Source organism: Mesorhizobium sp. URHB0026 (assembly GCF_054059755.1).
The window spans coordinates 4,184,415-4,207,655 of the sequence record NZ_JBSSCN010000001.1 but is presented as its reverse complement, the minus strand read 5'-3'; the positions used below and the strand labels follow the sequence as shown (position 1 = coordinate 4,207,655).

At 60.6% G+C, this 23,241-nt stretch carries 19 protein-coding genes; 4 read left to right on the top strand and 15 right to left on the bottom strand.

Annotated elements, in window-relative coordinates:
- The first annotated feature begins 93 nt into the window (after window positions 1-93).
- On the top strand, window positions 94-1,626 hold the full coding sequence (locus ACVWWD_RS20560) for an acyl-CoA carboxylase subunit beta (RefSeq protein ID WP_023773644.1): 1,533 nt from the start codon (window positions 94-96) through the stop codon (window positions 1,624-1,626).
- A gap of 34 nt (window positions 1,627-1,660) precedes the next feature.
- Here the strand turns inward: ACVWWD_RS20560 and ACVWWD_RS20555 are convergent, their stop codons facing one another.
- Window positions 1,661-3,190, bottom strand: a complete 1,530-nt coding sequence (locus tag ACVWWD_RS20555) for a bifunctional ADP-dependent NAD(P)H-hydrate dehydratase/NAD(P)H-hydrate epimerase (protein ID WP_023773643.1) — start codon at window positions 3,188-3,190, stop codon at window positions 1,661-1,663.
- A gap of 357 nt (window positions 3,191-3,547) precedes the next feature.
- Here ACVWWD_RS20555 and ACVWWD_RS20550 point away from each other — a divergent pair, with 357 nt between their 5' ends.
- Entirely contained in the window at window positions 3,548-3,886 is a 339-nt protein-coding gene (locus tag ACVWWD_RS20550) for a P-II family nitrogen regulator (protein ID WP_006205430.1), read from the top strand.
- Window positions 3,887-3,952: 66 nt separating this feature from the next.
- The gene (glnA, locus tag ACVWWD_RS20545; protein WP_023773642.1) at window positions 3,953-5,362 is read left to right on the top strand and encodes a type I glutamate--ammonia ligase; all 1,410 of its coding nucleotides are present in this window, start codon (window positions 3,953-3,955) and stop codon (window positions 5,360-5,362) included.
- Between the two features lie 663 nt (window positions 5,363-6,025).
- Here glnA and ACVWWD_RS20540 read toward each other — a convergent pair.
- Window positions 6,026-7,066, bottom strand: a complete 1,041-nt coding sequence (locus ACVWWD_RS20540) for a glutamine synthetase beta-grasp domain-containing protein (RefSeq protein ID WP_023773640.1) — start codon at window positions 7,064-7,066, stop codon at window positions 6,026-6,028.
- 313 nt (window positions 7,067-7,379) lie between these two features.
- Here ACVWWD_RS20540 and ACVWWD_RS20535 point away from each other — a divergent pair, with 313 nt between their 5' ends.
- The gene (locus ACVWWD_RS20535) at window positions 7,380-7,574 is read left to right on the top strand and encodes a DUF2735 domain-containing protein (protein WP_023773639.1); all 195 of its coding nucleotides are present in this window, start codon (window positions 7,380-7,382) and stop codon (window positions 7,572-7,574) included.
- A 74-nt stretch (window positions 7,575-7,648) separates the two neighbouring features.
- On the opposite strand, the gene ACVWWD_RS20530 is transcribed toward ACVWWD_RS20535, so the two are convergent.
- From ACVWWD_RS20530 to rpsK, 13 genes are all read right to left on the bottom strand, one after another.
- Window positions 7,649-9,538 (bottom strand): MFS transporter, encoded by a 1,890-nt coding sequence (locus tag ACVWWD_RS20530; RefSeq protein ID WP_023783952.1) that lies wholly within the window; start codon window positions 9,536-9,538, stop codon window positions 7,649-7,651.
- 178 nt (window positions 9,539-9,716) lie between these two features.
- The gene (locus ACVWWD_RS20525) at window positions 9,717-10,508 is read right to left on the bottom strand and encodes an ATP12 family chaperone protein (protein WP_352550626.1); all 792 of its coding nucleotides are present in this window, start codon (window positions 10,506-10,508) and stop codon (window positions 9,717-9,719) included.
- Between the two features lie 12 nt (window positions 10,509-10,520).
- Entirely contained in the window at window positions 10,521-11,393 is an 873-nt protein-coding gene (locus ACVWWD_RS20520; RefSeq protein WP_051410234.1) for a DMT family transporter, read from the bottom strand.
- 47 nt (window positions 11,394-11,440) lie between these two features.
- Complete coding sequence (locus ACVWWD_RS20515) at window positions 11,441-12,421, bottom strand: RluA family pseudouridine synthase (protein ID WP_015317967.1); 981 nt, start codon at window positions 12,419-12,421, stop codon at window positions 11,441-11,443.
- A 63-nt stretch (window positions 12,422-12,484) separates the two neighbouring features.
- Window positions 12,485-12,859, bottom strand: a complete 375-nt coding sequence (gene crcB / locus ACVWWD_RS20510; protein ID WP_023773637.1) for a fluoride efflux transporter CrcB — start codon at window positions 12,857-12,859, stop codon at window positions 12,485-12,487.
- Between the two features lie 126 nt (window positions 12,860-12,985).
- The gene (locus ACVWWD_RS20505; protein WP_352550624.1) at window positions 12,986-14,713 is read right to left on the bottom strand and encodes a hypothetical protein; all 1,728 of its coding nucleotides are present in this window, start codon (window positions 14,711-14,713) and stop codon (window positions 12,986-12,988) included.
- 189 nt (window positions 14,714-14,902) lie between these two features.
- A complete protein-coding gene (locus ACVWWD_RS20500; protein WP_457103295.1) occupies window positions 14,903-16,717 on the bottom strand; it encodes a hypothetical protein in 1,815 nt (604 codons plus the stop codon).
- Between the two features lie 122 nt (window positions 16,718-16,839).
- Window positions 16,840-17,670 carry an aspartyl/asparaginyl beta-hydroxylase domain-containing protein gene (locus ACVWWD_RS20495; protein WP_023773634.1) on the bottom strand — a complete coding sequence of 277 codons (831 nt, stop codon included), beginning with the start codon at window positions 17,668-17,670 and terminating at the stop codon, window positions 16,840-16,842.
- Between the two features lie 334 nt (window positions 17,671-18,004).
- Window positions 18,005-19,312, bottom strand: a complete 1,308-nt coding sequence (locus tag ACVWWD_RS20490; protein WP_352550619.1) for a replication-associated recombination protein A — start codon at window positions 19,310-19,312, stop codon at window positions 18,005-18,007.
- A 168-nt stretch (window positions 19,313-19,480) separates the two neighbouring features.
- Window positions 19,481-20,974, bottom strand: a complete 1,494-nt coding sequence (locus ACVWWD_RS20485) for a DegQ family serine endoprotease (protein ID WP_457103294.1) — start codon at window positions 20,972-20,974, stop codon at window positions 19,481-19,483.
- Between the two features lie 178 nt (window positions 20,975-21,152).
- Entirely contained in the window at window positions 21,153-21,581 is a 429-nt protein-coding gene (gene rplQ, locus ACVWWD_RS20480; protein WP_023773632.1) for a 50S ribosomal protein L17, read from the bottom strand.
- A 104-nt stretch (window positions 21,582-21,685) separates the two neighbouring features.
- Window positions 21,686-22,696 carry a DNA-directed RNA polymerase subunit alpha gene (locus ACVWWD_RS20475; protein WP_006205443.1) on the bottom strand — a complete coding sequence of 337 codons (1,011 nt, stop codon included), beginning with the start codon at window positions 22,694-22,696 and terminating at the stop codon, window positions 21,686-21,688.
- A 103-nt stretch (window positions 22,697-22,799) separates the two neighbouring features.
- Window positions 22,800-23,189 (bottom strand): 30S ribosomal protein S11, encoded by a 390-nt coding sequence (gene rpsK, locus ACVWWD_RS20470; protein ID WP_006205444.1) that lies wholly within the window; start codon window positions 23,187-23,189, stop codon window positions 22,800-22,802.
- Window positions 23,190-23,241 lie beyond the last annotated feature (52 nt).

The following is a 23,241-nucleotide window of genomic DNA, read 5'->3' as shown; positions in this document are numbered from 1 at the left end:
GCGGTGCAGCAAAAACCAACCAAAAGCCGACGCTTGCACTCGCTGACTGGCATCATTACCACAAACGCAGCTTCCGATTTTGGGGACCGAACGATGAAGGACGTGCTGAAGGAACTCGAGCGGCGGCGCGACATCGCCCGGATGGGTGGCGGCCAAGCCCGTATCGATGCGCAGCACAAGAAGGGCAAGCTCACCGCGCGCGAACGCATCGAGGTGTTTCTCGACGAAGGCTCGTTCGAAGAATTCGACATGTATGTCGAGCACCGCTCGACCGATTTCGGCATGGAGAAGACAAAGATCGCCGGCGACGGCGTCGTCACCGGCTGGGGCACGATCAATGGCCGCCCGGTTTACCTCTTCGCCAAGGATTTCACCGTGTTCGGCGGTTCGCTGTCGGAAGCCCATGCCGAGAAGGTCATCAAGGTGCAGGAGATGGCGCTGCGCAACCGTGCGCCAATCATCGGCCTCTACGACGCCGGCGGGGCGCGTATCCAGGAGGGCGTCGCAGCCCTCGGCGGCTATGCCGAGATTTTTCAGCGCAACGTGCTTGCGTCCGGCGTTATACCGCAGATTTCTGTGATCATGGGGCCGTGCGCCGGCGGTGACGTCTATTCGCCCGCCATGACCGACTTCATCTTCATGGTGCGCGACACCTCCTACATGTTCGTCACCGGGCCGGACGTGGTGAAGACCGTGACCAACGAGACGGTGACCGCCGAGAGCCTCGGCGGCGCGTCGGTGCACACGACGAAGTCCTCGATCGCCGACGGCGCCTATGACAATGACGTCGAGGCGCTCTTGCAGATGCGGCGGCTGATCGACCTGTTACCAGCTTCCAACACGTCGGAGATCCCCGAGATCGAATGCTACCAGTCGGTCACCGACCATGACATGTCGCTCGACCGGCTGATCCCCGACAACGCCAACAAGCCCTACGACATCAAGGAATTGATCCTGAAGGTCGCCGACGAGGGCGACTTCTTCGAGATCCAGCAGAGTTTCGCCAAGAACATCGTCACCGGTTTCGGCCGAGTCGAAGGCCGAACCGTCGGCTTTGTCGCCAACCAGCCGATGGTGCTGGCCGGCGTGCTCGATTCCGACGCCAGCCGCAAGGCGGCGCGCTTCGTGCGCTTCTGCGACTGTTTTTCTATTCCCATCGTCACCTTCGTCGATGTTCCAGGCTTTTTGCCGGGCACGGCGCAGGAATATGGCGGGCTGATCAAGCACGGCGCCAAGCTGCTTTTCGCCTATGCCGAGGCGACCGTGCCGAAGATCACCGTCATCACCCGCAAAGCCTATGGCGGCGCCTATGATGTGATGGCGTCAAAACATCTGCGCGGCGACATGAACTATGCCTGGCCGACGGCGCAGATCGCCGTCATGGGGGCGAGAGGCGCGGTCGAGATCATCTACCGCAAAGACATCGGCGATGCCGAAAAGATCGCGGCCCATACAAAGGCTTACGAGGACCGCTTCCTGTCGCCTTTCGTGGCCGCCGAGCGCGGCTATGTCGACGAGGTGATCATGCCGCATTCGACCCGCCGCCGCGTAGCGCGCGCGCTACGCATGCTGCGCAACAAGGATATGCAGAACCCCTGGAAGAAGCACGACAATATCCCGCTGTGAACGGGTGTCGCGGTCATCGCTCAAATGTGGTTGATCAGCGCCCGCCTCCGGCAGCCACCAGGTCGCGCAGCACCGGCACTATCGCCAGCGGCAAATCCTCGGCGATCAACCCCGGTCCGAACCGACTGCCGGCCTCGGCATGGATCCAGACCGCCGCGCAGGCTGCTTCGAAAGCCAGCATGCCTTGGGCAAGCAGGCCGGCCGTGATGCCGGACAACACATCGCCCGATCCTGCGGTGGCAAGCCAGGCCGCGCCGTTGGAATTGATCGCCGCCCTGCCATCGGGAGCGGCGATCACCGTGTCGGCGCCCTTGTAGACGATGACGGCATTGGCGCGCGCGGCCGCCGCGCGTGCCTTGTCCAGCTTGGACGAGACATTGTCATCGGCGATGTCAGCAAACAGCCTGGCGAACTCGCCTTCGTGCGGTGTCATCACCAGCGCGGGCGCGCCCGGCCCGCGGGCGGCTTCGAACAAGATATCCGGCGCCTCACGAAACGAGGTGATCGCGTCGGCGTCGAAGACCAGGCCGCCAATTCCGGTGGACGCGGCCGCCGGCTTGCCCGACGCGAGTAGCACAAGTGCGAACGCCCGGGTTTTTTCGCCGATGCCAAAGCCGGGTCCGAGAACAAAAGCCGATAGCCGGCGCTCCCCGACGAATGCTTCAATGTCGGCAGCATCGTCGGCCTTGCGCAGCATGATCGAGGTTAGGTGCGCGGCATTGACCTGCATGGCGTTGCCCGGCGACAGAACCGTCACCGCCCCTGCCCCGCTTCGGGCAGCGGCTAGCGCTGAGAGCCGCGCCGCGCCGGTGGCGCTCGGCCCGCCGGAAAAGACGCCGACATGGCCGCGCTTGTATTTATGAGCGTCGACGGCCGGCACCGGCAAACCGCGCGACCAGAGTGCCGGTCCGTTCTCGAAGGTCTGGGGCTGGAGCCTTGCAATCACGTCATCGCCGATTCCGATACCGGCAAGCACGACCTCGCCGCATCGCTCCCGGCCGGGCAGGAGCAGATGGCCTGGCTTCTTGCGCGCGAAGGTCACGGTGAGGTCCGCCGAAAAGGACGTGCCGAGCACCTTGCCGCTGTCACCTGAAATGCCGGAAGGCAGGTCGACCGCGACAACCGGCAAATGCAGCTTGGCGGCCAGATCGACCGCCCTGGCGGCTTCGCCGGACAGCGGCTTGGACAGCCCTGCCCCATAAAGCGCATCGACCACGATCGAGCAGGGACCGGCATCAAAGTCCGATAGCGGCCGGGGTTTGATGGGGCATTCCGCGGCGGCGAGTGCCGCGTCGCTATCCGGCCTCGGCGGGCCAGACGTCCAGACCGTGGTGGCGACACCGCTGCCAGCCAGAATGCGAGCGACGACATAACCGTCGCCGCCATTGTTGCCCGGGCCGCATAACACATGGACATGCGCCGCGGAGGGATAGCGGCTGAGCACTTCGGTCGCGACGGCCTGCCCGGCACGGCGCATCAATCCAATGCCGTCGATTGGACCTGCTGCAATTGTCAGCCGATCCGCCTCGCCCATCTCGGCGGACGTAAGAAGTTCGTGGCTCATGGATTGCCGATCCGCATTCGATCAAGCATTGTCCAGTTTTCGGCTCGACGCAAACGGGGAGGAGTTGGCGCTGTCATGACCACGTCGACCGGCGCGAGGATTGCAAGCACGGATCTGCCCGCAGGATGAGCAATTTGCCCGAATATTGGGCAGACATGCACAGTCGTGCCGGGTAGGCTGCAGCCATCCATGCCGCTTCCGATGCAGCGAATGACGCGAATTTGCATCCGGGGGTGACATGACTTTGAAATCGTATGACACCGCTTCTGTTCCCTGCGACTGGCACAGTTCGTGCTTGATTGAGGCGCAAGCGGGGGCTCACAACCCGTTTTTTTGGCAGTGGAGGCCACTTTTTACATGAAAAAGATCGAAGCGATCATCAAGCCATTCAAGCTGGACGAAGTGAAGGAAGCGCTTCAGGAGGCCGGACTGCAAGGCATTACCGTTACCGAGGCCAAAGGCTTCGGCCGCCAGAAGGGTCATACCGAACTCTACCGCGGCGCTGAATATGTCGTCGACTTCCTGCCCAAGGTGAAAATCGAGGTCGTGCTCGGCGACGATGCCGTGGAAGGCGCGATTGAGGCTATCCGCAAGGCGGCCCAGACCGGCCGCATCGGCGACGGCAAAATCTTCGTCTCCAACATCGAGGAAGTGGTGCGCATCCGCACCGGCGAAACCGGAATGGACGCGGTTTGATCCGAGCCGGCCGTCCTCTAAGAAACGTCATCCATCAAAAAACGTCAGCACACAGGGATACATGACATGACGACAGCCAAAGACATCATGAAGCAGATCAAGGACAACGACGTTAAATTCGTCGACCTGCGCTTCACCGACCCGAAGGGCAAGCTGCAGCACGTCACCATGGATGTCGTCGAGGTCGAGGAAGACATGTTCGCCGACGGTGTAATGTTCGACGGCTCCTCGATCGCAGGCTGGAAGGCCATCAACGAATCCGACATGGTGCTGATGCCCGACCCGGACACCGTCCACATGGACCCGTTCTTCGCGCAGTCGACCATGGTCATCCTGTGCGACATTCTCGATCCGGTTTCCGGCGAATCCTACAACCGCGACCCGCGCGGCACCGCCAAGAAAGCCGAGGCCTACATGAAGTCGGAAGGCATCGGCGACACCATCTATGTCGGCCCGGAAGCCGAGTTCTTCGTGTTCGACGACGTGAAATACAAGGCCGATCCCTATAACACAGGCTTCAAGCTCGATTCGACGGAACTGCCGTCGAACGACGACACCGATTACGAGACCGGCAATCTCGGCCACCGTCCGCGAGTCAAGGGCGGCTATTTCCCGGTGCCGCCGATCGATTCGGCGCAGGACATGCGCTCCGAAATGCTGACCGTACTCGCCGAAATGGGCGTGCGCGTCGAAAAGCACCACCACGAGGTCGCCGCCGCCCAGCACGAGCTCGGCATCAAGTTCGACGCGCTTGTCCGCAACGCCGACAAGATGCTGATCTACAAGTACGTCGTGCACCAGGTCGCCAATGCCTATGGCAAGACGGCCACCTTTATGCCGAAGCCGATATTCGGCGACAACGGCTCGGGCATGCACGTCCATATGTCGATCTGGAAGGGTGGCAAGCCGACCTTCGCCGGCAATGAATATGCCGGACTGTCGGAAAACTGCCTGTTCTTCATCGGCGGTGTCATCAAGCACGCCAAGGCGATCAACGCCTTCACCAACCCGCTGACCAACTCCTACAAGCGACTGGTGCCGGGCTATGAAGCGCCGGTGCTGCTCGCCTATTCGGCGCGCAACCGCTCGGCCTCCTGCCGCATCCCATTCGGCTCGTCGCCGAAGGCCAAGCGCGTCGAGGTCCGCTTCCCCGATCCGGGCGCGAACCCCTACCTGGCGTTCTCGGCGCTGCTGATGGCCGGCCTCGATGGGATCAAGAACAAGATCCACCCGGGACAGCCGATGGACAAGGATCTCTACGACCTGCCGCCGAAGGAACTGAAGAAGATCCCGACCGTCTGCGGTTCGCTGCGCGAAGCGCTCCAGAGCCTCGACAAGGACCGCGGCTTCCTGAAGGCCGGCGGCGTCTTCGACGACGACCAGATCGACAGCTATATCGAGCTCAAGATGGCCGAAGTGATGCGCTTCGAGATGACCCCGCATCCGGTCGAGTACGACATGTACTATTCGGTCTAGGAATCCGCTCGAACAATGTTTCAAGGCCCTTGAAGGTTTTCCCCCTTCAAGGGCTTTTGCCGAAAAGGCTCATCGATGGATTGCGTGCGGCCAGCCACGCAACGATGGCCAACTTCCTTTTTTGGGGGACGCAATCAATCGCCAGGAGCGAGCGGCACACTGCCTCAGGCTGCAATGCCCGCTCGTCCGGCGCCCCCGCCAATGCCGTCGTTCACGAAACCCCCGCCCCGTTCGAACAGCATCGCTTGGCGTAACCCCTAGGCCACGAATACGCATACCGCGGCGTGGCCTGTCAACGCCGCCACACGGAGGCATAAATCGCCGATTTCAATGTATGAACAGTGGCTTATATAAAGGATCGCTGGCGTACGGACCGAGCTGAAACAGGCTCTTTTCCGGGCTTTTTCAATGAAAACTTGGAAATGCACGAGACGAGTGGCGGCAAGGAGCGTCAACCAAAGCCCCTCGTTTCGGTGGAACCGCTCGTTATTTTTCAACCTGACTTTTTTTGGGGGAATTCGCCGCTCCGGGGCAGTCGGTGACGACGCTGACCGCGCGTGGCGTCATGTCGGGTCGGTAAAAAGAAAGGCCCGGGCGCTTCCGCCCAGGCCTGTATTGCAAGAACATCCATCTGCCGCGCATTGATGCGCGCCGTAAAACGGATCATGCGGCGGCAGAAATCTCTGCGCTCGCCGAGACCGAAGCGATCGTCTTCAGGATCTGCGAGGCGATCTGGTAGGGGTCGCCCTGCGAGTTCGGACGACGGTCTTCCAGATAGCCCTTGTAATCGTTCTTGACGAACGAATGCGGGACGCGGATCGAGGCGCCGCGATCGGCGATGCCATAGCTGAACCTGTTCCACGGCGCGGTCTCGTGCTTGCCGGTCAAACGTTTGTCGTTGTCCGGGCCGTAGACGGCGATGTGGTCCATCAGGTTCTTGTCGAAAGCCGCCATCAGCGCTTCGAAATAGGCCTTGCCGCCGACTTCACGCATATAGGCGGTCGAGAAATTGGCATGCATGCCCGAGCCGTTCCAGTCGGTGTCGCCGAGGGGCTTGCAGTGGTATTCGATGTCGATGCCGTACTTTTCGGTCAAGCGCTGCATCAGATAGCGGGCCATCCACATCTGGTCGGCGGCCTTTTTGGAACCCTTGCCGAAAATCTGGAACTCCCACTGCCCCTTCGCCACTTCGGCGTTGATGCCTTCATGGTTGATGCCGGCCGCGAGGCAGAGATCAAGATGTTCCTCGACGATCTGGCGCGCAACGGAGCCGACATTCGAATAGCCGACGCCGGTATAGTACGGCCCCTGCGGTGCGGGATAGCCGCTCTCGGGGAAGCCGAGCGGACGGCCGTCCTTGTAGAAGAAATACTCCTGCTCGAAGCCGAACCAGGCGCCTTCGTCGTCGAGGATGGTGGCGCGCTTGTTAGATGCATGCGGCGTAACGCCGTCGGGCATCATGACTTCGCACATGACGAGCACGCCGTTGGTGCGGGCCGGATCGGGATAGACCGCGACCGGCTTCAGCACGCAATCGGAGCTATGGCCCTCGGCCTGCTGCGTCGAGGACCCGTCGAAACCCCACAGCGGCAGTTGCTCGAGCGTCGGGAACTCAGCGAATTCCTTGATCTGCGTCTTGCCGCGAAGATTCGGGACGGGGGTGTATCCATCGAGCCAGATATACTCGAGCTTGTATTTGGTCATTCTAGAGCCTCTCGTTGCTTGGACACCGCAAGCAGGCGGATGTCGATGCATGGCCGAAACAGGCCGGCCTGCCGATGGATAAAAAGCAATTCGTGTGCCACTCGGCTGTCGCACGGTGCGGCAAAATGATCATGCCCAGGCAGTTATTTTAATGAGCCGCCTCAGCAATGCATGCGGATGATCCAGGCGGCAATACTGCTTAAATCATAGGCAAATCATGATCTTTTCATAGGCATATTGCCTAAATGACTCGCAGGACCTATTTTGATGAGAGCTGAATCAATGAGCCTCTGAAAAAGCAGGGAGACCGGCAATGCAAGTCACGCAATCGCGACCGTCGGCGAAAATCCTGATGTTCCCGCTGGCAGCGCGCAGGTCTGCCTTAAATTTAAGCGCCAAGGCCAAATTCGCGGCAGAGCTTGCCGCGCTTCGCGGCGAGCACGCCGATTTCGATGGCTGGTACCACGAGGCCGCCGTTGAGGAAGAAGATCCGCGGCGGAAGAGCTGAACCCTTCCACGTCGATCTTGAAGAAAAAGCCCGGCGCGATCGCTCGCGCCGGGCTTTTCGTTCTGGCCTACCGACTATTCCTTGGCGCGCAGGTCGGTTCCGAGCGTGTCCTTGACGAAGATCATGCCGATGATCAGCGTCATCGCCGCGATGACCACCGGATACCAAAGGCCATAGTAGATATCGCCCTTGTAGGCGCTGAGCGCAAACACCGTCGCCGGCAGCAGGCCGCCGAACCAGCCATTGCCGATGTGGTAGGGCAATGACATGCCCGTGTAGCGAATGCGAGTCGGGAACATCTCGACAAGGATCGCCGCGATCGGTCCATAGACCATGGTCACGAACAGGACCAGGATGAACAGGATGCCGATCGTCATCGGCCAGTTAACCGCCGCCGGATCGGCGAACATCGCAAAGGCACCGCCGCCCGGTATGTTGTAGACGGTGACCTCGGGTGCGCCCGCTGCCTCATCGGCGGTCAAGACCTTGTCCTTAACCGCCTGATCGGTCGGAACCGCTGCCTTCTCGCCGCCGCGGATGGCGGCTGCGTCGAGCTTAAGTTCAGGATTGGCTGCGATGAAGGCATCGAGTTTCTGGTCCGCGACCTTGATCGCCGCTCGCTTCAGCGGATAGCCGCCGTCCTGCAAGGACATGTTGACTGCCTTGACGAAGGCGGCTTCCTTAGCCTTGGCCTGATCGCCGGCGGCGACCGCATCGTAAGACGCCACTGTCTCTGTACCGATTTTGACTGACGCGGGCGTCCCGGCCGCAGCCGTCGACACCACTTCATAGGGAACCGAGTTCTTGGTCAGGAACGAAGTCGCGATGTCGCAGGACGTCGTGAACTTCGCCGTGCCCACCGGATTGAACTGGAACTTGCAGTCGCCGGGAGCTGCCGTCACCGTTGCCCGAGTGCTCTGCTGAGCCTTGGCGAGCGCCGGATTGGCGGCCCAGGTCAACGCCTTGAACAGCGGGAAGGTACAGACGATAGCCAGCGCAAGACCAGCCATGATGATCGGCTTGCGGCCGATCTTGTCGGAGAGCCAGCCGAAGACGACGAAGAAGATCGAGCCGATAGCCAGCGCGATGGCGATCATGATGTTGACCGACTGCGCGTCGACCTTCAGCACGTTCTGCAGGAAGAACAGCGCGTAGAACTGGCCATTGTACCAAACCACGGCCTGACCGGCGGTGAGGCCGAGCAGCGCCAGGAGCGCGATCTTGGCGTTCTTCCACTGACCAAAGGCTTCCGAGAGCGGCGCCTTTGAGCCCTTGCCTTCGTCCTTCATCTTCTGGAAGGTCGGAGACTCCGAGAGTGACAACCGGATCCAGATCGAAACGGCGAGTAGCAGGAAAGAGACGATGAACGGAATGCGCCAGCCCCAGGCGGCGTAGGTCTCCTTGCTCAGCGATCCCTGCACGATCAGGATGACGATCAGCGACAGGAACAGGCCGAGCGTCGCTGTTGTCTGGATCCATGAGGTGTAGAAGCCACGGCGGTCATCGGGTGCATGTTCGGCGACATAGGTCGCCGCGCCACCATATTCGCCGCCCAGCGCCAAACCCTGCAGCATGCGCAGGACGATAAGGATCACCGGAGCCGCGATGCCCAAGGTTGCATAGCCGGGGAGCAGACCGACCAGGAAGGTCGACAGGCCCATGATCGTCATTGTGACCAGGAATGTGTATTTGCGGCCGACGAGGTCGCCGATGCGACCGAACAGCAGCGCGCCGAACGGGCGAACCAGAAAGCCTGCGGCAAAGGCCAGCAGTGCGAAGATGTTACGCGTTGCCTCGGGAATGGTCGGACTGAAAAAGGTTGAGCCGATGAAAGCCGCCAGTGAGCCGTAGAGATAGAAATCGTACCATTCGAAAACAGTGCCCAGCGAGGAAGCGAAGATGACTTTCTTCTCCTCCCGCGTCATGCCGCGGCTCGTTCCGCCGGCGGTCGATGCCATTGCCATAGGGTTTATCCTCCCGTGAGACCTCGATGCTGTGCGCCGACGTCCGCGTTCTCCTCCGAACGCGGACTCAAAGACGCAGCCAACACAGGGAAAATGGCAGAAAGGGCGGGGAAAGGGCACCGCGACGATGGGATTATGACTTTCGTATTAGGTGCAGTGCGAAGGCGGAGCGAAGCGCTCAGGCCCGCAGTGCTTCGAGCAAGCCGACGGCGGCCATCATGTCCCGTTTGCGAGCGGCGCGGCGCGCGACGGCTTCGGCGTCCTGTCCCCACTGTGCGGTCTGCCAGTCCTCGTCGACATGGCCGGCGGCCCAGGCCTGCTCGCCGTCTAGCTCGCCGAAATCGACCGCCAAGGCCAGCAATGCCGAGCCGGTCAACGACGTCATGACATGAATGGCGGCAAGGCGCAGCGGTTCGGCGCGTTGCGCCAGATGGCTGCCCAGCACCGCAATGGTTTCGCGCGGTTGCTCGACATGGATGATGCCCTCGGCAAGGTTGAAGCGGGCCCCAAGTGCCGCGCGGGCCCAGTCGATGACGGGATCCCACTGCTCGTTCTGCCGCTCGACCAGCCCTTGCGGGGCATCGGCGCGATAACAGAGCAGATCCGACGAGGCAAACCGCAGAATGTCTTCCAGAACCGCCTGCGGATCGCTGGCCACGCCATCGATGGCGGTGTTGACCAGCCGCATAACCGGCATCGTCATCGGATTGATCGTCTCGCCCTGTTCCGCGAACTCGCCGGCAACCAGCGTCGCGGCCGCCTCGGTTGGCAGCGCCAGCAGTGCTTTGCCCGGCGTGCGCACCGGCTTGCCGTCGAGATGGATGGCAAAGCCACCTTCCACCGGCGCGACCGAGACCTTCTTATAGAAGCGCTTGGGCAGCGGCGTCTTCATCTGAATCTGGGCGCGACGCACCGGATCCGGATCGGAAAGATACTTGCCCGCTTCGAGGTCGTTGAGGATATCACGCATGAAGTGCCTTTCTTACACCGGTATCAGCTTGCGTGCCGGCCGGTTGACGATGACCAGGCCGGCCGCAATCAAGCCAAGTGCAAGAAAAATACGAATGGTCAGCGGCTCGTTCAAGATGATCGCACCGCTTAAGACACCGAAGACCGGCGACAGGAAGGTGAAGCTGGACAAGCCCGAGGCCGGATAGCGGCGCAGCAGCCAGAACCACAACACATAGGTGAAGGCGACGATATAGATCGCCTGGAAAAGCAGCGCCAATGTCGGCAACAGGGAGGGATCGCGCACCGGCGGGCCGGCAAGAGGCAGGACCATCACGCCAACGATCGCAGCGCCGGCGAGTTGATAGAGCAGCAGTTTTTCCGCACTCGCCTCGACCAGTTTCGATCGTTTGATAAGGATATTGGTCAGGGCCCAGAACAACCCCGAACCGAGGCTCAGGAGATCACCGAACAGCATGTCTCCGCTACCCCCGAGCTTATCGGAAAAGACCGCGGCAAGACCGGCGAAGGCCAACAGCAGTCCGAGGAACTTGCGCATGGTGATCTGTTCGCCAAGCAGGAAGTGGCCGCCGATCAGCATCCAGAACGGCATTGAGTTGACCAGCAAAGTATTGCGCGCCACGGTCGTATGCTCCAGGCCAACGTAGAGACAAAGGAACTCGACGCCGAAAAGCAAGCCGACCGCGATACCCGCCGGCAATGTCCCATCCCTGGTGAACAGCGCAATGCCGCGCCAGCGACACCAGAGAAAGACGCAGAAACCACCGATGACCGAACGCGCGATCGAGAGGAAGACGGGGTCGTAACCGGCATAAGAGACCTTGGCGGCGACGTAGTTCAGTCCCCAGGAGAATGTCAGGCCGACCATGATCGAGGCGGCGGCCATGTCGACCGCGTCGCGCCGATCGAGCGCATCGGTGGCGCCGCTCACGGTTAGTCCTCCGCGCTGGCGTCATCGAAGCCGATCAGGTTCCAGCTCTGGCGCATGTGCGGCGGCATCGGCGCGGTGACGTCGATGACGCCCTTGTCCGGGTGCGGGATAATGATGCGGCGCGCGTGCAGATGCAGCCGGTTTTGAATGCCGCCAGGAAAATCCCAGTTGGTGTCGGCCTCGAAGTATTTCGGGTCGCCGATGATCGGGCAGCCAATATGGGCGGCATGGACGCGAAGCTGGTGTGTGCGGCCGGTATAAGGTTCCATCTCCAGCCAGGTCATGGTCTGCGCCGCCTGCTCGATGATGCGATAATAGGACACGGCGTGGTCGGCGCCTTTCTCGCCATGCGCGGCGATGCGCACGCGGTCGCCGTCCGGCGTAGCCTCCTTGATCAGCCAGGTCGAGATCTTGTCCTCGCGCTTGGGCGGCACGCCCTTGACCAGCGCCCAGTAGGTCTTCTTGGTTTCCCGCGCCCGGAACGCCTCTGAAAGCTTCATCGCGGCCAGCCTCGTGCGGGCCACCACCAGCACACCCGACGTGTCGCGGTCGAGCCGGTGCACCAGCCGCGGCTTCTCGCCTTTCTGGCTGCGCCATGCTTCCAGCATGTCATCGACATTGCGGGTAACGCCGGAGCCGCCCTGAACGGCGAGGCCCGCCGGCTTGTTGAAGACGAAGACCTTGGGATCCTCGTGGATCAGCATCTTGGCGAGCACATCGGCGTCGCCCTGGTTGCGGATCGAGTGGCCGGTGAGCGCGCTCTCGCCCTTCTTGTCTACCTCGAGCGGCGGAACGCGAACCATCTGCCCTGGCTCGACGCGGGTGTCGGCCTTGACCCGGCCGCCATCGACGCGGATCTGGCCGGAGCGCAGCAGCTTCTGTAGATGGCCGAAGCCAAGGCCCGGGAAATGGGTCTTGAACCAGCGATCGAGCCGCATGCCCGCCTCGCCGGCCTCCACCGTGATCTGTTCAACGCCTGCCATGTCTTCTTCGCTTATCCGTTTCCCGAGCAGGGCTCTTGGCCTGCGCTTGGCGCGGCAATAACATTATGAAACGGTTCTTGCGAGCCAAAGTCCCAGAAACAGGGCAATGATCGCGCCAACGACGCTGGCAAGCGCATATCCGAACGCCGGCAGTGTCGAGCCGCGTTCCCACAGGGCCGCGAAGTCGAGCGAAAAGGCGGAGAAGGTGGTGAAGCCTCCAAGAATGCCGGTAGCAACGAACAGCCTGACCTCATTGGACCCGCCGCGACGCGCAAGGATGGCGATGAACAGCCCCATCGCAAACGAGCCGACGATGTTGATCGCCATCGTGCCCCAGGGATAGTTGGGACCGACGAGGCGCAGCGCGCCCATGCTGGTCAGATGGCGGATGCCGGCGCCGATGCCGCCGCCGACGGCTACGAGAAGCAGATTGAACATAGAACGTTACTGCCTTCGCACGCGTGGCGGCGTCAATCCCTCAAGTTTGCGACGGCGCTCCGGAACGCGCTTGCAACTCGCGCAACTTCACATCGGCCAGCTACCGGAAACGCAATCGATCCGACGTCACCATTGGGGCGGTTGCCAGCTTGGGTATTTCTTTTGAAATTCACTATAAAGAGCGTCGACCTCGACTTTGCTGACCGGACGCATCTGCTCATACAGATAGCCGTTGACCCCCTCGGAGAGTTGATAAGAGGCCAGGCGCCTGTATGCGGCGCCAATGCCCCTGCCTTCGAGGATATATTGGTTTGGCATCGTGACGCAGATCTGCGCGCCCTGCTGCAGGTGGGTAACGGGCGGGTCGGTAACGACTATAAATTTAGATTTCAATGCTTTCGGCCCGAATTCATCACGGCTGTCCACTTGACAAGTCGGCTCCAGGTGTGAGGACAAACCAGGGTTCATTCCAAGCAACAGCCAATCGTTCATGACCGAACCTGAAGCAAACACCGCAAAACGATCATCGGGTTCCATCTTGGCGAGAAGGTCATCAGCGAGCCGCTTATATTCAGGCAGATTGTCGAGGTGAAGAGGAAGCGTGGCTTCCCTGGCGTACACGTAGCTGATCGGCGACAGCAGTTGTCGACCGCCCGGCAAGAAGGTGCCCAAGAACGCCAGTCCAGCGGCAACGGCTATACTAGCTGCCGTCCATCGCGCCCTCAGCGTTGACCCCGAAACGATCGCGACGATTGCCTGAGCATAGGCAGGAAAAAGCCAAAGAAATATAGGCATCGAATGATGGCGATCCGGATCCTGCGTCCGGGTAAACAGAAAAAAGGTGAGCGCCGAGGCAACGGCACAGAACAAAGAGAAGCGGTTGCCGCGTACAACAGAGAAATAAAGGCCCACCAGGATCAATAGCCAGTTTGCATAGCTGAGCCTGGATCCAATTTGCTCGAGTTGGGAGAGGAAATTCGTCTTGTATCCGGCGTAGAGCTCGCCGTAGTTGGTCCCCAAAATCTCGAGGATCAGGGGCAGCTGGAAAATCCATGCCGCTCCGGCAACAACGAGAACCGCACACAAGCCTCCCAACACGGCTTTCCAGAGGGCCGGAAAGTCCCGGTTCATTGCGATCCGCGGTAAAAAAAAGAATGCCGCGGAAATTGCGACCGCCACGGCGGAATACGCATACCAGCGGCGCAGCATGAACGCCAACCACAGATATCCACCGACCCGTACTCCGCTGGCCACCGGCTCCTGCGTGAGGAATTTTGATTTCCAAATGAAATAGGTTGCCGCGACTAGCGCCAAGGAACCGGCAATGTCCGGCATCCCGCGAAGTGTCGCCGCCCAAAATGGTGTGTAGAGAACGGCCGCAACCCAAACGGCAAACCAGCTTCGTGGCGAACGCTTCGCGGGGACCGCCTCGAGATAGCTTATTCTACCTATGAAGAGAGCAGTCGGAACCAGGTAAACCGCAACAACCGCAGCGATGTATGAAAATCTCGAGCCGCCGAAGACCGTGTAGAATGGCATCAGCGCCGCCAAAATCGCCACACTGTAACTGTCCTTCTGGATAGATGCCCGCAATTGGCGCAGCCACTGGACGGGATTCTCAACCAGGAAATCACCCTGCTGGTTAAACACCTTGAAATAGGCGTCATAATCCCAATAATAGACTGGATCTTCCAGACCTATGTATATTGCTACAAAAGCAACGCACAGCAATGCTGTGCATATATAAAGCCCGCCCCAAAGCCAACCGCTCCTGAGATTTTCCACTTGGGTCACCGAAGCGAAATTGCGAAACCGACCAATCGAGCCATGATATTTGCCGCCGCTAATGTACAACAAAAAACCGCTTGCAGATTACGAAGCATCAGATTCGCGCAACAACGACAAGCTACATACTTCAGCGCATTTCGGTTGTGAGCGATCACAGCGATTGGCAAGGCACGCCACGCGCATATGGAGAAGGCCGTGGCCTGCGCTCGGTTGGGGTCGCCTGAGCAGCATTGAAATGCAACCGATACAAGGTGACTACTCAGGCGCGGTCCAATGCGGATATTTCTTCTTGAACTCGCTGTAGAGGGCGTCGATTTCCACTTTGCTGACCGGGCGCATCCGCTCGTAGAGGTAGCCGGCAACACCGCCGGACAGCTGATATGCCGCAATGCGCTTATAGGCAGCACCGATGCCTTTTCCTTCGAATATATATTGGTTCGGCATCGTGACGCACAGTTGCGCGCCCCATTGCAAATGAGTAACCGGTCGGTCGGTGACGACCGCATACCTTGATTTCAATGCTTCCGGTACGAACTGGTCGCGACTATCCACCTGGCAAGACCACCCGACGTAAGGGAGAAGGTTTCGGTCCATGCCAAAAAGCAGCGAGTCGCTCAGGACCGAGCCCGACGCAAAGACGGAAAACCGATCCTCTGGTCCCATTTTGCTTGTAAGATCGGCAATAAGCCGTCTGTATTCGGGAAGATTGTCGAGATGCAGGGGGAGTGTGGCTTCCTTGGCAAAAACGACGCTGACCGGTGACAGCAGCTGACGACCTATCGGAAAAAAGGTGCCCAAAAAAGCGAGTCCAGCGACAACGGCAATGACGGCGGTTGACCATCGCGCTCTCAGCGCCGGCACCGAAACGATTGCAACGATCGCTTGGGCATAGGCGGGAAAGAGCCAAAGAAACATCGGCATCGAATGGTGCCGTTCCGGATCCTGCGTTCGGGTGAAAAGGAAAAACGTGAGTACCGAGGCGACAGCGCAGAACAAGACAAACCTGTTGCCTCGCGCAACGGATAAGCAAAGGCCCACCAGCACCAAGAGCCAATTCAGGCAACTGAGCCTGGAGGCCATTTCGCCAAGTTGGGTGACGAGATCCGTCCTGTACCCGCTGTAAAGATCGCCATAGCTGGTTCCCAGAATCCTGGCGATCAGCGGAAGCTGAAAATTCCACGCGCTTCCCAGGATGACGGCGAGCGCGCACATGCCCCCCAACATGGCTTTCCGCAGCGCAGGGAAATCCCGATCCTTGGCAACCAGCAACAGACAAAAGAAAGCCGCGGAAATAGCGACCCCCATCACGCTATAGGCGTACCAACGGCGCAGCATGAACGCCAACCACAGGCACGCGCCGGCGCTCATTGCGCTGATCACAGGTTCACGGGTCAGGAACTTCGACTTCCAAAGAATCCAGGTCCCCGCGGCAAGCGCGAAACAACCGGCAATGTCCGGCAGCCCACGAAGCGTTGCCGCCCAGAACGGCGTGTAGAGAAAGACCGCGATCCAGACGGCAAACCAGCCTCGGGACGGAGACGTCGCGGAGACCGCTTCAACGTAGCTCATTCGCGCTATGACAAGAATCGTCGGGACAAAATAGACTGCGACTATTGAGGCCATATAGGAAAGTCGTGAGCCGCCAAACAACAGGTAAAACGGCATCAGAGGCACCAGAATTGCCGCACTGTAGTCGTCCCTTTCGATGGAGATGCCAACATGGCTCAGCCATTCCAGAGGGCTCTTGACCAGGAGAGCGCCCTCCCGGTTGAACGTGTTGAAATAGGCGGCGAAGTCCCAATAGTAGACGGATTCTTCGAGGTTTATGTAGACGACGCAGACAGCAACACCCAGCAATGCGGTGGCTATGTAGGTTGCCGTCCAGAATCCGAAGACCTTGTCGCTTGTCACCTGAGGCCGCCAAGAGAGGAAGAGATAAGAACCGTTGCGATCAAACGGGAAAGCGCTGGCACAGCCAAGAGCCATTCCGGCAAATGCGCACCCCATGAGAATCACAGGATGAATATTGAGCTCGAAACGGATGTATACTTGAACAAGCGGACGCCGCAAGCGTGGAGCGCGCCTTTCCAGGAGGTCCGCCGGACATCAGCGCCCTGCAATGAATGGCCGAACTCACACCTGCAGGCGTCAGAACGCTGCCGGTGTCGCCGGTAGCGTTGACGAATTTCGGCTCAGGTCGTTCCAATCTTCTTCGGTTTGGTCGAGCCAATCATCTTCCAGTTCTTGTAGAACATCGAGTTGATGCGCTCGACGCTCACCGAGACGACCGCAAGCATGCCAGCGATCAGGCGGGGCACCGGGGACGGCCTGATAATATCCATGAACACGCAGTAGCGGCGGCCATCATACTCGTTGACCGAGCGATGCAGCAGCGTGTCGTCGAAAATGAACTGCGGATTGTCGTACCAGTAGTTCTTGACGTTGCCGCATTCGACGAAAATCTCCGCTTTCACCGGGATCAGATTGTAGAGGATACGCAGGCTGAGCCGCAGCGGCCCGAAATGCCAAGAGGTCGATTCGCGCTTGCTGAAGACGGAAACGGCAATCGTCTTGATATATTTGAAGTCCTTGTTGAATTCCTCGACGTTGTCGATCCTGTGCTTGCCGTACCACTGGTAGACATACATGCCGCGCCGGCCGGCGCCGAAATTGGCGTCGATGTCGGCGATGATCTCATCCTTGCGCGCCTTGAATACATCAAGGACCTCATTGACCTCACGCTGATAGTCGGCGGGAAACTGCTCCAGTTTCCACACGCCCGGATTTCTGTAGCACAGGAGATCGACCAGCAGGTTGAAGGGCGACAGCAGCCAGGTGAAGAGCCCGTTGCCCAGGAAGTAGCCGCTGAACAGCGCCAAATCCTTCCTATCGTTGCGCAACACGTCGATCAGACCACAGACGATGAAGATCGTCGTTAGGATCGGGATGAAATAGAAGCCAAGGGCGAGAAGAGGGATGGCAATGGCGAATTTGCGAAGGGATTTGCGAAGGGTTTTTGTCATTTTTCCACGCGCGAAGCGCGATCCTGTTGCGAATGAGGTGCCCAATAATGGCAACGGCCACCGCCCGGCCGTGCGCCTTGATAAGGTTTTTTGGATCACCGCACAACGGCCATGGTATCTGGCCGGGCTGGGTGCGGCCTTGTCGAAACCTCAAATGGCAGTGACGTCAGGATGGCGACCGACACGCGCTCCTCCTCTGGCCGGCTCGGGCGCTTCGGCATGGTATCAACATGACGCTAGCGGCGAGCAGCCCATGCAGGAGAACCGAAGTGGAAATGCCCCAGGGCGAGGCCGCGTTTTGCGCCGATAGGGCCACCGGGCTCCGCAAGCCCGGCTATTCCCGCTCTTTGCGCAGCTTTGCCCAGTAGTCGAGCCGCTTCCTGATGTCGCGCTCGAAACCACGCTCGGGCGGATCGTAGAAGGTCTGGCGGCCCATCTTTTCCGGAAAATAATCCTGGCCTGAAAAGGCATCTGGCTCATCATGGTCGTAGCGGTAGCCGGCGCCGTAATCCTCTTCCTTCATCAGCTTGGTCGGCGCGTTAAGAATATGCTTCGGCGGCAGCAGCGAGCCATGTTCCTTAGCGGCCCGCGTCGCAGCCTTGAAGGCAGTGTAAACGGCATTGGATTTGGGCGCGGTGGCGAGATAGACGGTGGCCTCGGCAAAGGCGAGTTCCCCCTCCGGAGAGCCGAGATAGTCGTAGGCATCCTTGGCCGCGTTGGCGACGACCAGGGCCTGCGGATCGGCCAGCCCGATGTCCTCCATCGCCATGCGAACCAGCCGGCGGCCTAGATAGAGCGGATCCTCCCCGGCATCGAACATGCGCGCGAGATAGTAGAGGGCGGCATCGGGATCCGAGCCGCGCACCGACTTGTGCAGCGCCGAGATCAGGTTGTAATGGCCATCCTGGCCCTTGTCGTAAATCGGCGCACGGCGCTGGACGATGCGCTGCAGCCCTTCGGGATCGAATATCTCGCCAGGTTTGGCCGCGCGCCAGACCTCTTCTGCCAGTGTCAGCGATGCGCGTCCGTCGCCATCGCTCATACGAATGAGCATCGTGCGCGCTTCATCATCAAGCGGCAGCGCCCTGCCCTCCGCCTCCTCCGCCCGCGTCATCAGCTTGGCGATGCTGTCCTCACCCAGCGAATGAAAGACCATGACCCGCGCGCGCGACAACAAGGCCGCGTTGAGTTCGAAGGACGGGTTTTCTGTGGTGGCGCCCACCAGCACGACCGTCCCATTCTCCATGACGGGGAGGAATGAATCCTGCTGGGCGCGGTTGAAGCGATGTATCTCGTCGACGAAAAGCAAGGTCTGGCGGCCGTTGGCACGGCGCAGCTTGGCCGCCTCGAACACTTTCTTCAGGTCGGCGACACCGGAAAAGACCGCCGATATCTGCTCGAAGGCAAGGCTGGTCTCGCCGGCAAGCAGCCTCGCCACCGTGGTCTTGCCGGTGCCTGGCGGCCCCCAGAAGATCATCGATCCCAGCGAGCCGGAGCCGATCAGCCGGGTCAGCGCGCCATCGGGCCCCGTCAGATGTTCCTGGCCAACGACCTCGCCGAGATTTTTCGGACGCAACCTGTCGGCCAGCGGCCGTCCGGGCGGCACCTTTTCCGGTTCGTCAACGCTGAACAGATCGGCCATGCACTTCCTCAGAGCAATTCCAGGAAAAGTGTGAAGCGATTTTCCGTCCGGGACTGCGTCAAAACTTCCGTCCGGGATTGCGTCAAAACAAGGATATAGAGCAGGTCGGCGTTTTGGTGAAACACCGACCTGCTCCAAGTTTGGAGCGCGATCCCTTCAGGGTCGAACTCAGTAACGCAAAACCTGGCGCAGTATCTGCCCGCCGCGCTCGACGGTAAAGCGCCACCAGCGCGTATCCTGCTGGGCGACCTGCACCAGCACCGCGGCGGTGTCGATGGTGGTGCCGTTGACCTCGCGCACGATGTCGCCTGGCTGAAAGCCGAAATCGGCGGCCGGCGAATCGCGATTGATATCGATCACCGTCACGCCCTTGAGATCGGTGCGCAAGCCAAGCTTCTGGGCAAGCCGCGGCGACAGTTCCGAAACCTTCGCGCCCGAGAACGGGCTGCGGCCATGCAGCGTCACTTCCGAGGCTTTCGCCCCCGCCGGCGCGCGCTCCAGCGCAATGTCCATCGCCGCTTGCTGACCCTTGGTCAGGATCGCGAAATTCGCCTTGGTGCCGATCGACAGCGTCGCCATGCGGTAGTCGAGCGCCTCGATGCTCTCGACCGGCTTGCCATTGATCTGCAGCACGACATCGCCCGGCTTCAATCCTGCCTTGCCGGCGGGACCCGTCACGTCGACGGAGGAGACCAGCGCGCCGGTCGGCTTTTCCATGCCCAGCGATTCGGCGATCTGCGGCGTCACCGCTTCGAATTCGGCGCCGATATAGGGCCGTTCGAAGAAATCGAGACCGGCCTTGGCGGCATCGGCGAAAGCCCGCACCATGTTGGCGGGGATGGCGAACCCGATGCCGATCGAGCCGCCGCTGCGGCTGTAGATGGCGGTGTTGATGCCGATCAGCTGGCCGCCCATGTTGATCAGCGCGCCGCCAGAATTGCCGGGGTTGATGGCGGCGTCTGTCTGGATGAAATAACCCGAATCCGAAACGCCGATATGGCTGCGGGCAAGCGCGGAAACGATGCCGCTGGTTGTGGTCTGGCCAACACCGAACGGGTTGCCGATGGCCAGCACCAGGTCACCGACCTCGAGCGCGTCGGAATCCCCGATGGCGATGACCGGGAACGGCTTGTCGGACTCGATCTTGAGCACGGCGAGATCGAGCGTCTCGTCCTTCAGCATCACCTTGCTGGTGAATTCGCGGCCGTCGGCGGTCGCCACCTTGACCTCATCGGCATCCTTGATGACGTGGAAATTGGTCACGATGACACCGCTCGGATCGACGAGCACGCCCGAGCCGAGCGAAGACTGCGCACGCGGCTGGGCACGGCCGAAGAATTCCTCGAAGAATGGATCGCCTTCGAAAGGCGATGTCACCTTGGCGGTCTGCGAGGCATAGACGTTGACCACCGCGGGTGCCGTCTGCTTGACCAGCGGCGCGAATGAAAGCTGGACCTCCTCCCGGCCGAAAGGCACGCGCTTGTCCGGACCTGAAGTGGCATTCTCGCCTTCGACGCCATGCAGCAAGTCCGTCAACACGTCGGAGAGGCCTGGATCGGCGGGCTTGGCAGCGTCTTCGGCCAGCGCATGCCGAACTGCCGGTGTGGCTGCGAACACCATGAAGGCGCAGAGCAGAACAAAGGACAGTCTTTTGGCGCGCATTACGAATCCTCCAAGCGAGTTCGGGCGCATTGTCCCGACGAATGTGCAAAATGAAAGGCTAAGCCGCTGAAATCCGATTATTTTCGCGGCAGTCAATCGTTTTGGGCACGCCTTGGCGCACGCCGTTATGAAAAAGGGGCCCGCAGGCCCCTCTAATTCACTCCGAAAAGGCGAAGCCTTATGCGGCTGCGACTTCGTCCGTGCCTTCGGCTTCGATGCGGGCGCGATCGCCGGCGCCCTTGGCCGAGGTGTCGCGATCGACGAACTCGATGACCGCCATCGCGGCATTGTCGCCGTGACGGAAGCCGGCCTTCATGATGCGCAGATAGCCGCCGTTGCGGGTGGCATAGCGCGGGGCGATGGTGTCGAACAGGCGCTTGACGACGCCTTCATTGCCGATCTGCGCGATCACCTGGCGGCGCGCGTGCAGGTCGCCGCGCTTGCCGAGGGTCACCAGCTTCTCAACGATCGGACGCAGGTCTTTCGCCTTCGGCAAGGTGGTGACGATCTGCTCGTGCTCGAGCAGCGACACCGCCAGGTTGGCGAACATCGACTTGCGGTGGCTAATGCTGCGGGCGAAGCGGCGGCCTTTAAAACCGTGGCGCATGGCTCTTTTCCTTCTTCAGTTGTTCAAGAGGCCACGGCCTCCGAGGGTTTTCCGCATGACCGTCGGATCGAGCGGCTCACGCCGCCCATCCTTGGAATTCATGCTCAATATTGGTCTTCGTAACGCTTGGCGAGGTCTTCGATGTTTTCCGGCGGCCAGTCAGGCACTTCCATGCCGAGGTGCAGACCCATCGCTGCCAGCACTTCCTTGATCTCGTTCAGCGACTTGCGGCCGAAGTTCGGGGTGCGCAGCATCTCGGCTTCGGTCTTCTGGATGAGATCGCCGATATAGACGATGTTGTCGTTCTTCAGGCAGTTGGCCGAACGCACCGAAAGCTCGAGTTCGTCGACCTTCTTGAGCAGCGCCGGGTTGAAGGCGAGCTCGGTGACGGCTTCGGCGGCGACTTCCTTCTGCGGCTCGTCGAAGTTGACGAACAGGCCAAGCTGGTCCTGCAGGATGCGGGCGGCGAAAGCCACCGCGTCCTCGCCCGAGATCGAACCGTCGGTCTCGATGGTCATGGTCAGCTTGTCATAGTCGAGAACCTGGCCCTCGCGGGTGTTCTCGACCTTGTAGGAGACCTTCTTCACCGGCGAATAGAGGCTGTCGACCGGGATCAGGCCAATCGGCGCGTCCTCGGCGCGGTTGCGCTCGGCAGGCACGTAGCCCTTGCCGGTGTCGACGGTGAATTCCATGCGGATTTCAGCGCCTTCGTCCAGCGTGCAGATGACGTGGTCGGGGTTGAGGATCTCCACGTCGCCAACCGTCTGGATGTCGCCGGCAAGAACCGCACCCGGGCCCTGCTTGCGAACGACCATGCGCTTGGGGCCATCGCCCTCCATGCGGATGGCGATTTCCTTGATGTTCAGGACGATGTCGGTCACGTCCTCGCGCACGCCGGCGATGGACGAGAATTCGTGCAGAACACCGTCGATCTGCACGGCGGTGACGGCCGCCCCGCGAAGCGAAGACAGAAGCACGCGGCGCAGCGCGTTGCCAAGCGTCAGGCCAAAGCCACGCTCGAGCGGCTCAGCGACCAGCGTGGTCAGCGTCTTCTTCTTCGACGAGAACTCGATCTTGTTCGGCTTGATCAGTTCCTGCCAATTTTTCTGGATCATGATGCTTTCCTTCCGTTGACCCGCCACCATCCAATCGTGGCGGGCGACCTGGAATACCGTGGAGGAACGCCCTTGGGCGCTCACGCGGCGTTCGATAAATTGCTTAGACGCGGCGCTTCTTGCGCGGACGGCAGCCATTGTGCGGGATCGGCGTCACATCACGGATCGAGGTGATGGTGAAGCCGGCCGCCTGCAGGGCGCGCAACGCCGACTCACGACCGGAGCCCGGTCCGCAGACCTCGACTTCGAGCATGCGCATGCCGTGTTCCTGGGCCTTCTTGGCAACGTCCTCGGCAGCCATCTGGGCGGCGAACGGGGTCGACTTGCGCGAGCCCTTGAAGCCCTGGGCACCGGCCGACGACCAGGCAATCGAATTGCCCTGCGCGTCGGTGATGGTGATCATCGTGTTGTTGAAGGTCGAATTGACGTGGGCAACGCCCGACGAAATGTTCTTGCGTTCGCGACGGCGAACACGAGCGGCTTCCTTGGCCATGATAGTCCTTTCAGTTGATCTCTACACCGCCGTAATGCCAGCGGCTCCACCT

Coding starts and splice junctions, on each gene's coding strand:
- crcB (WP_023773637.1), bottom strand. CDS start 12,859: ATGTTCAATCTGCTTCTCGTAGCCGTCGGCGGCGGCATCGGCGCCGGC.
- ACVWWD_RS20555 (WP_023773643.1), bottom strand. CDS start 3,190: ATGAGCCACGAACTTCTTACGTCCGCCGAGATGGGCGAGGCGGATCGG.
- rpsK (WP_006205444.1), bottom strand. CDS start 23,189: ATGGCCAAGGAAGCCGCTCGTGTTCGCCGTCGCGAACGCAAGAACATT.
- ACVWWD_RS20530 (WP_023783952.1), bottom strand. CDS start 9,538: ATGGCAATGGCATCGACCGCCGGCGGAACGAGCCGCGGCATGACGCGG.
- ACVWWD_RS20560 (WP_023773644.1), top strand. CDS start 94: ATGAAGGACGTGCTGAAGGAACTCGAGCGGCGGCGCGACATCGCCCGG.
- rplQ (WP_023773632.1), bottom strand. CDS start 21,581: ATGCGCCACGGTTTTAAAGGCCGCCGCTTCGCCCGCAGCATTAGCCAC.
- ACVWWD_RS20535 (WP_023773639.1), top strand. CDS start 7,380: ATGCAAGTCACGCAATCGCGACCGTCGGCGAAAATCCTGATGTTCCCG.
- ACVWWD_RS20515 (WP_015317967.1), bottom strand. CDS start 12,421: ATGGCAGGCGTTGAACAGATCACGGTGGAGGCCGGCGAGGCGGGCATG.
- ACVWWD_RS20525 (WP_352550626.1), bottom strand. CDS start 10,508: ATGCGTGATATCCTCAACGACCTCGAAGCGGGCAAGTATCTTTCCGAT.
- ACVWWD_RS20485 (WP_457103294.1), bottom strand. CDS start 20,974: ATGCGCGCCAAAAGACTGTCCTTTGTTCTGCTCTGCGCCTTCATGGTG.
- ACVWWD_RS20520 (WP_051410234.1), bottom strand. CDS start 11,393: ATGGCCGCCGCCTCGATCATGGTCGGCCTGACATTCTCCTGGGGACTG.
- ACVWWD_RS20550 (WP_006205430.1), top strand. CDS start 3,548: ATGAAAAAGATCGAAGCGATCATCAAGCCATTCAAGCTGGACGAAGTG.
- ACVWWD_RS20540 (WP_023773640.1), bottom strand. CDS start 7,066: ATGACCAAATACAAGCTCGAGTATATCTGGCTCGATGGATACACCCCC.
- ACVWWD_RS20475 (WP_006205443.1), bottom strand. CDS start 22,696: ATGATCCAGAAAAATTGGCAGGAACTGATCAAGCCGAACAAGATCGAG.
- ACVWWD_RS20495 (WP_023773634.1), bottom strand. CDS start 17,670: ATGACAAAAACCCTTCGCAAATCCCTTCGCAAATTCGCCATTGCCATC.
- ACVWWD_RS20490 (WP_352550619.1), bottom strand. CDS start 19,312: ATGGCCGATCTGTTCAGCGTTGACGAACCGGAAAAGGTGCCGCCCGGA.
- glnA (WP_023773642.1), top strand. CDS start 3,953: ATGACGACAGCCAAAGACATCATGAAGCAGATCAAGGACAACGACGTT.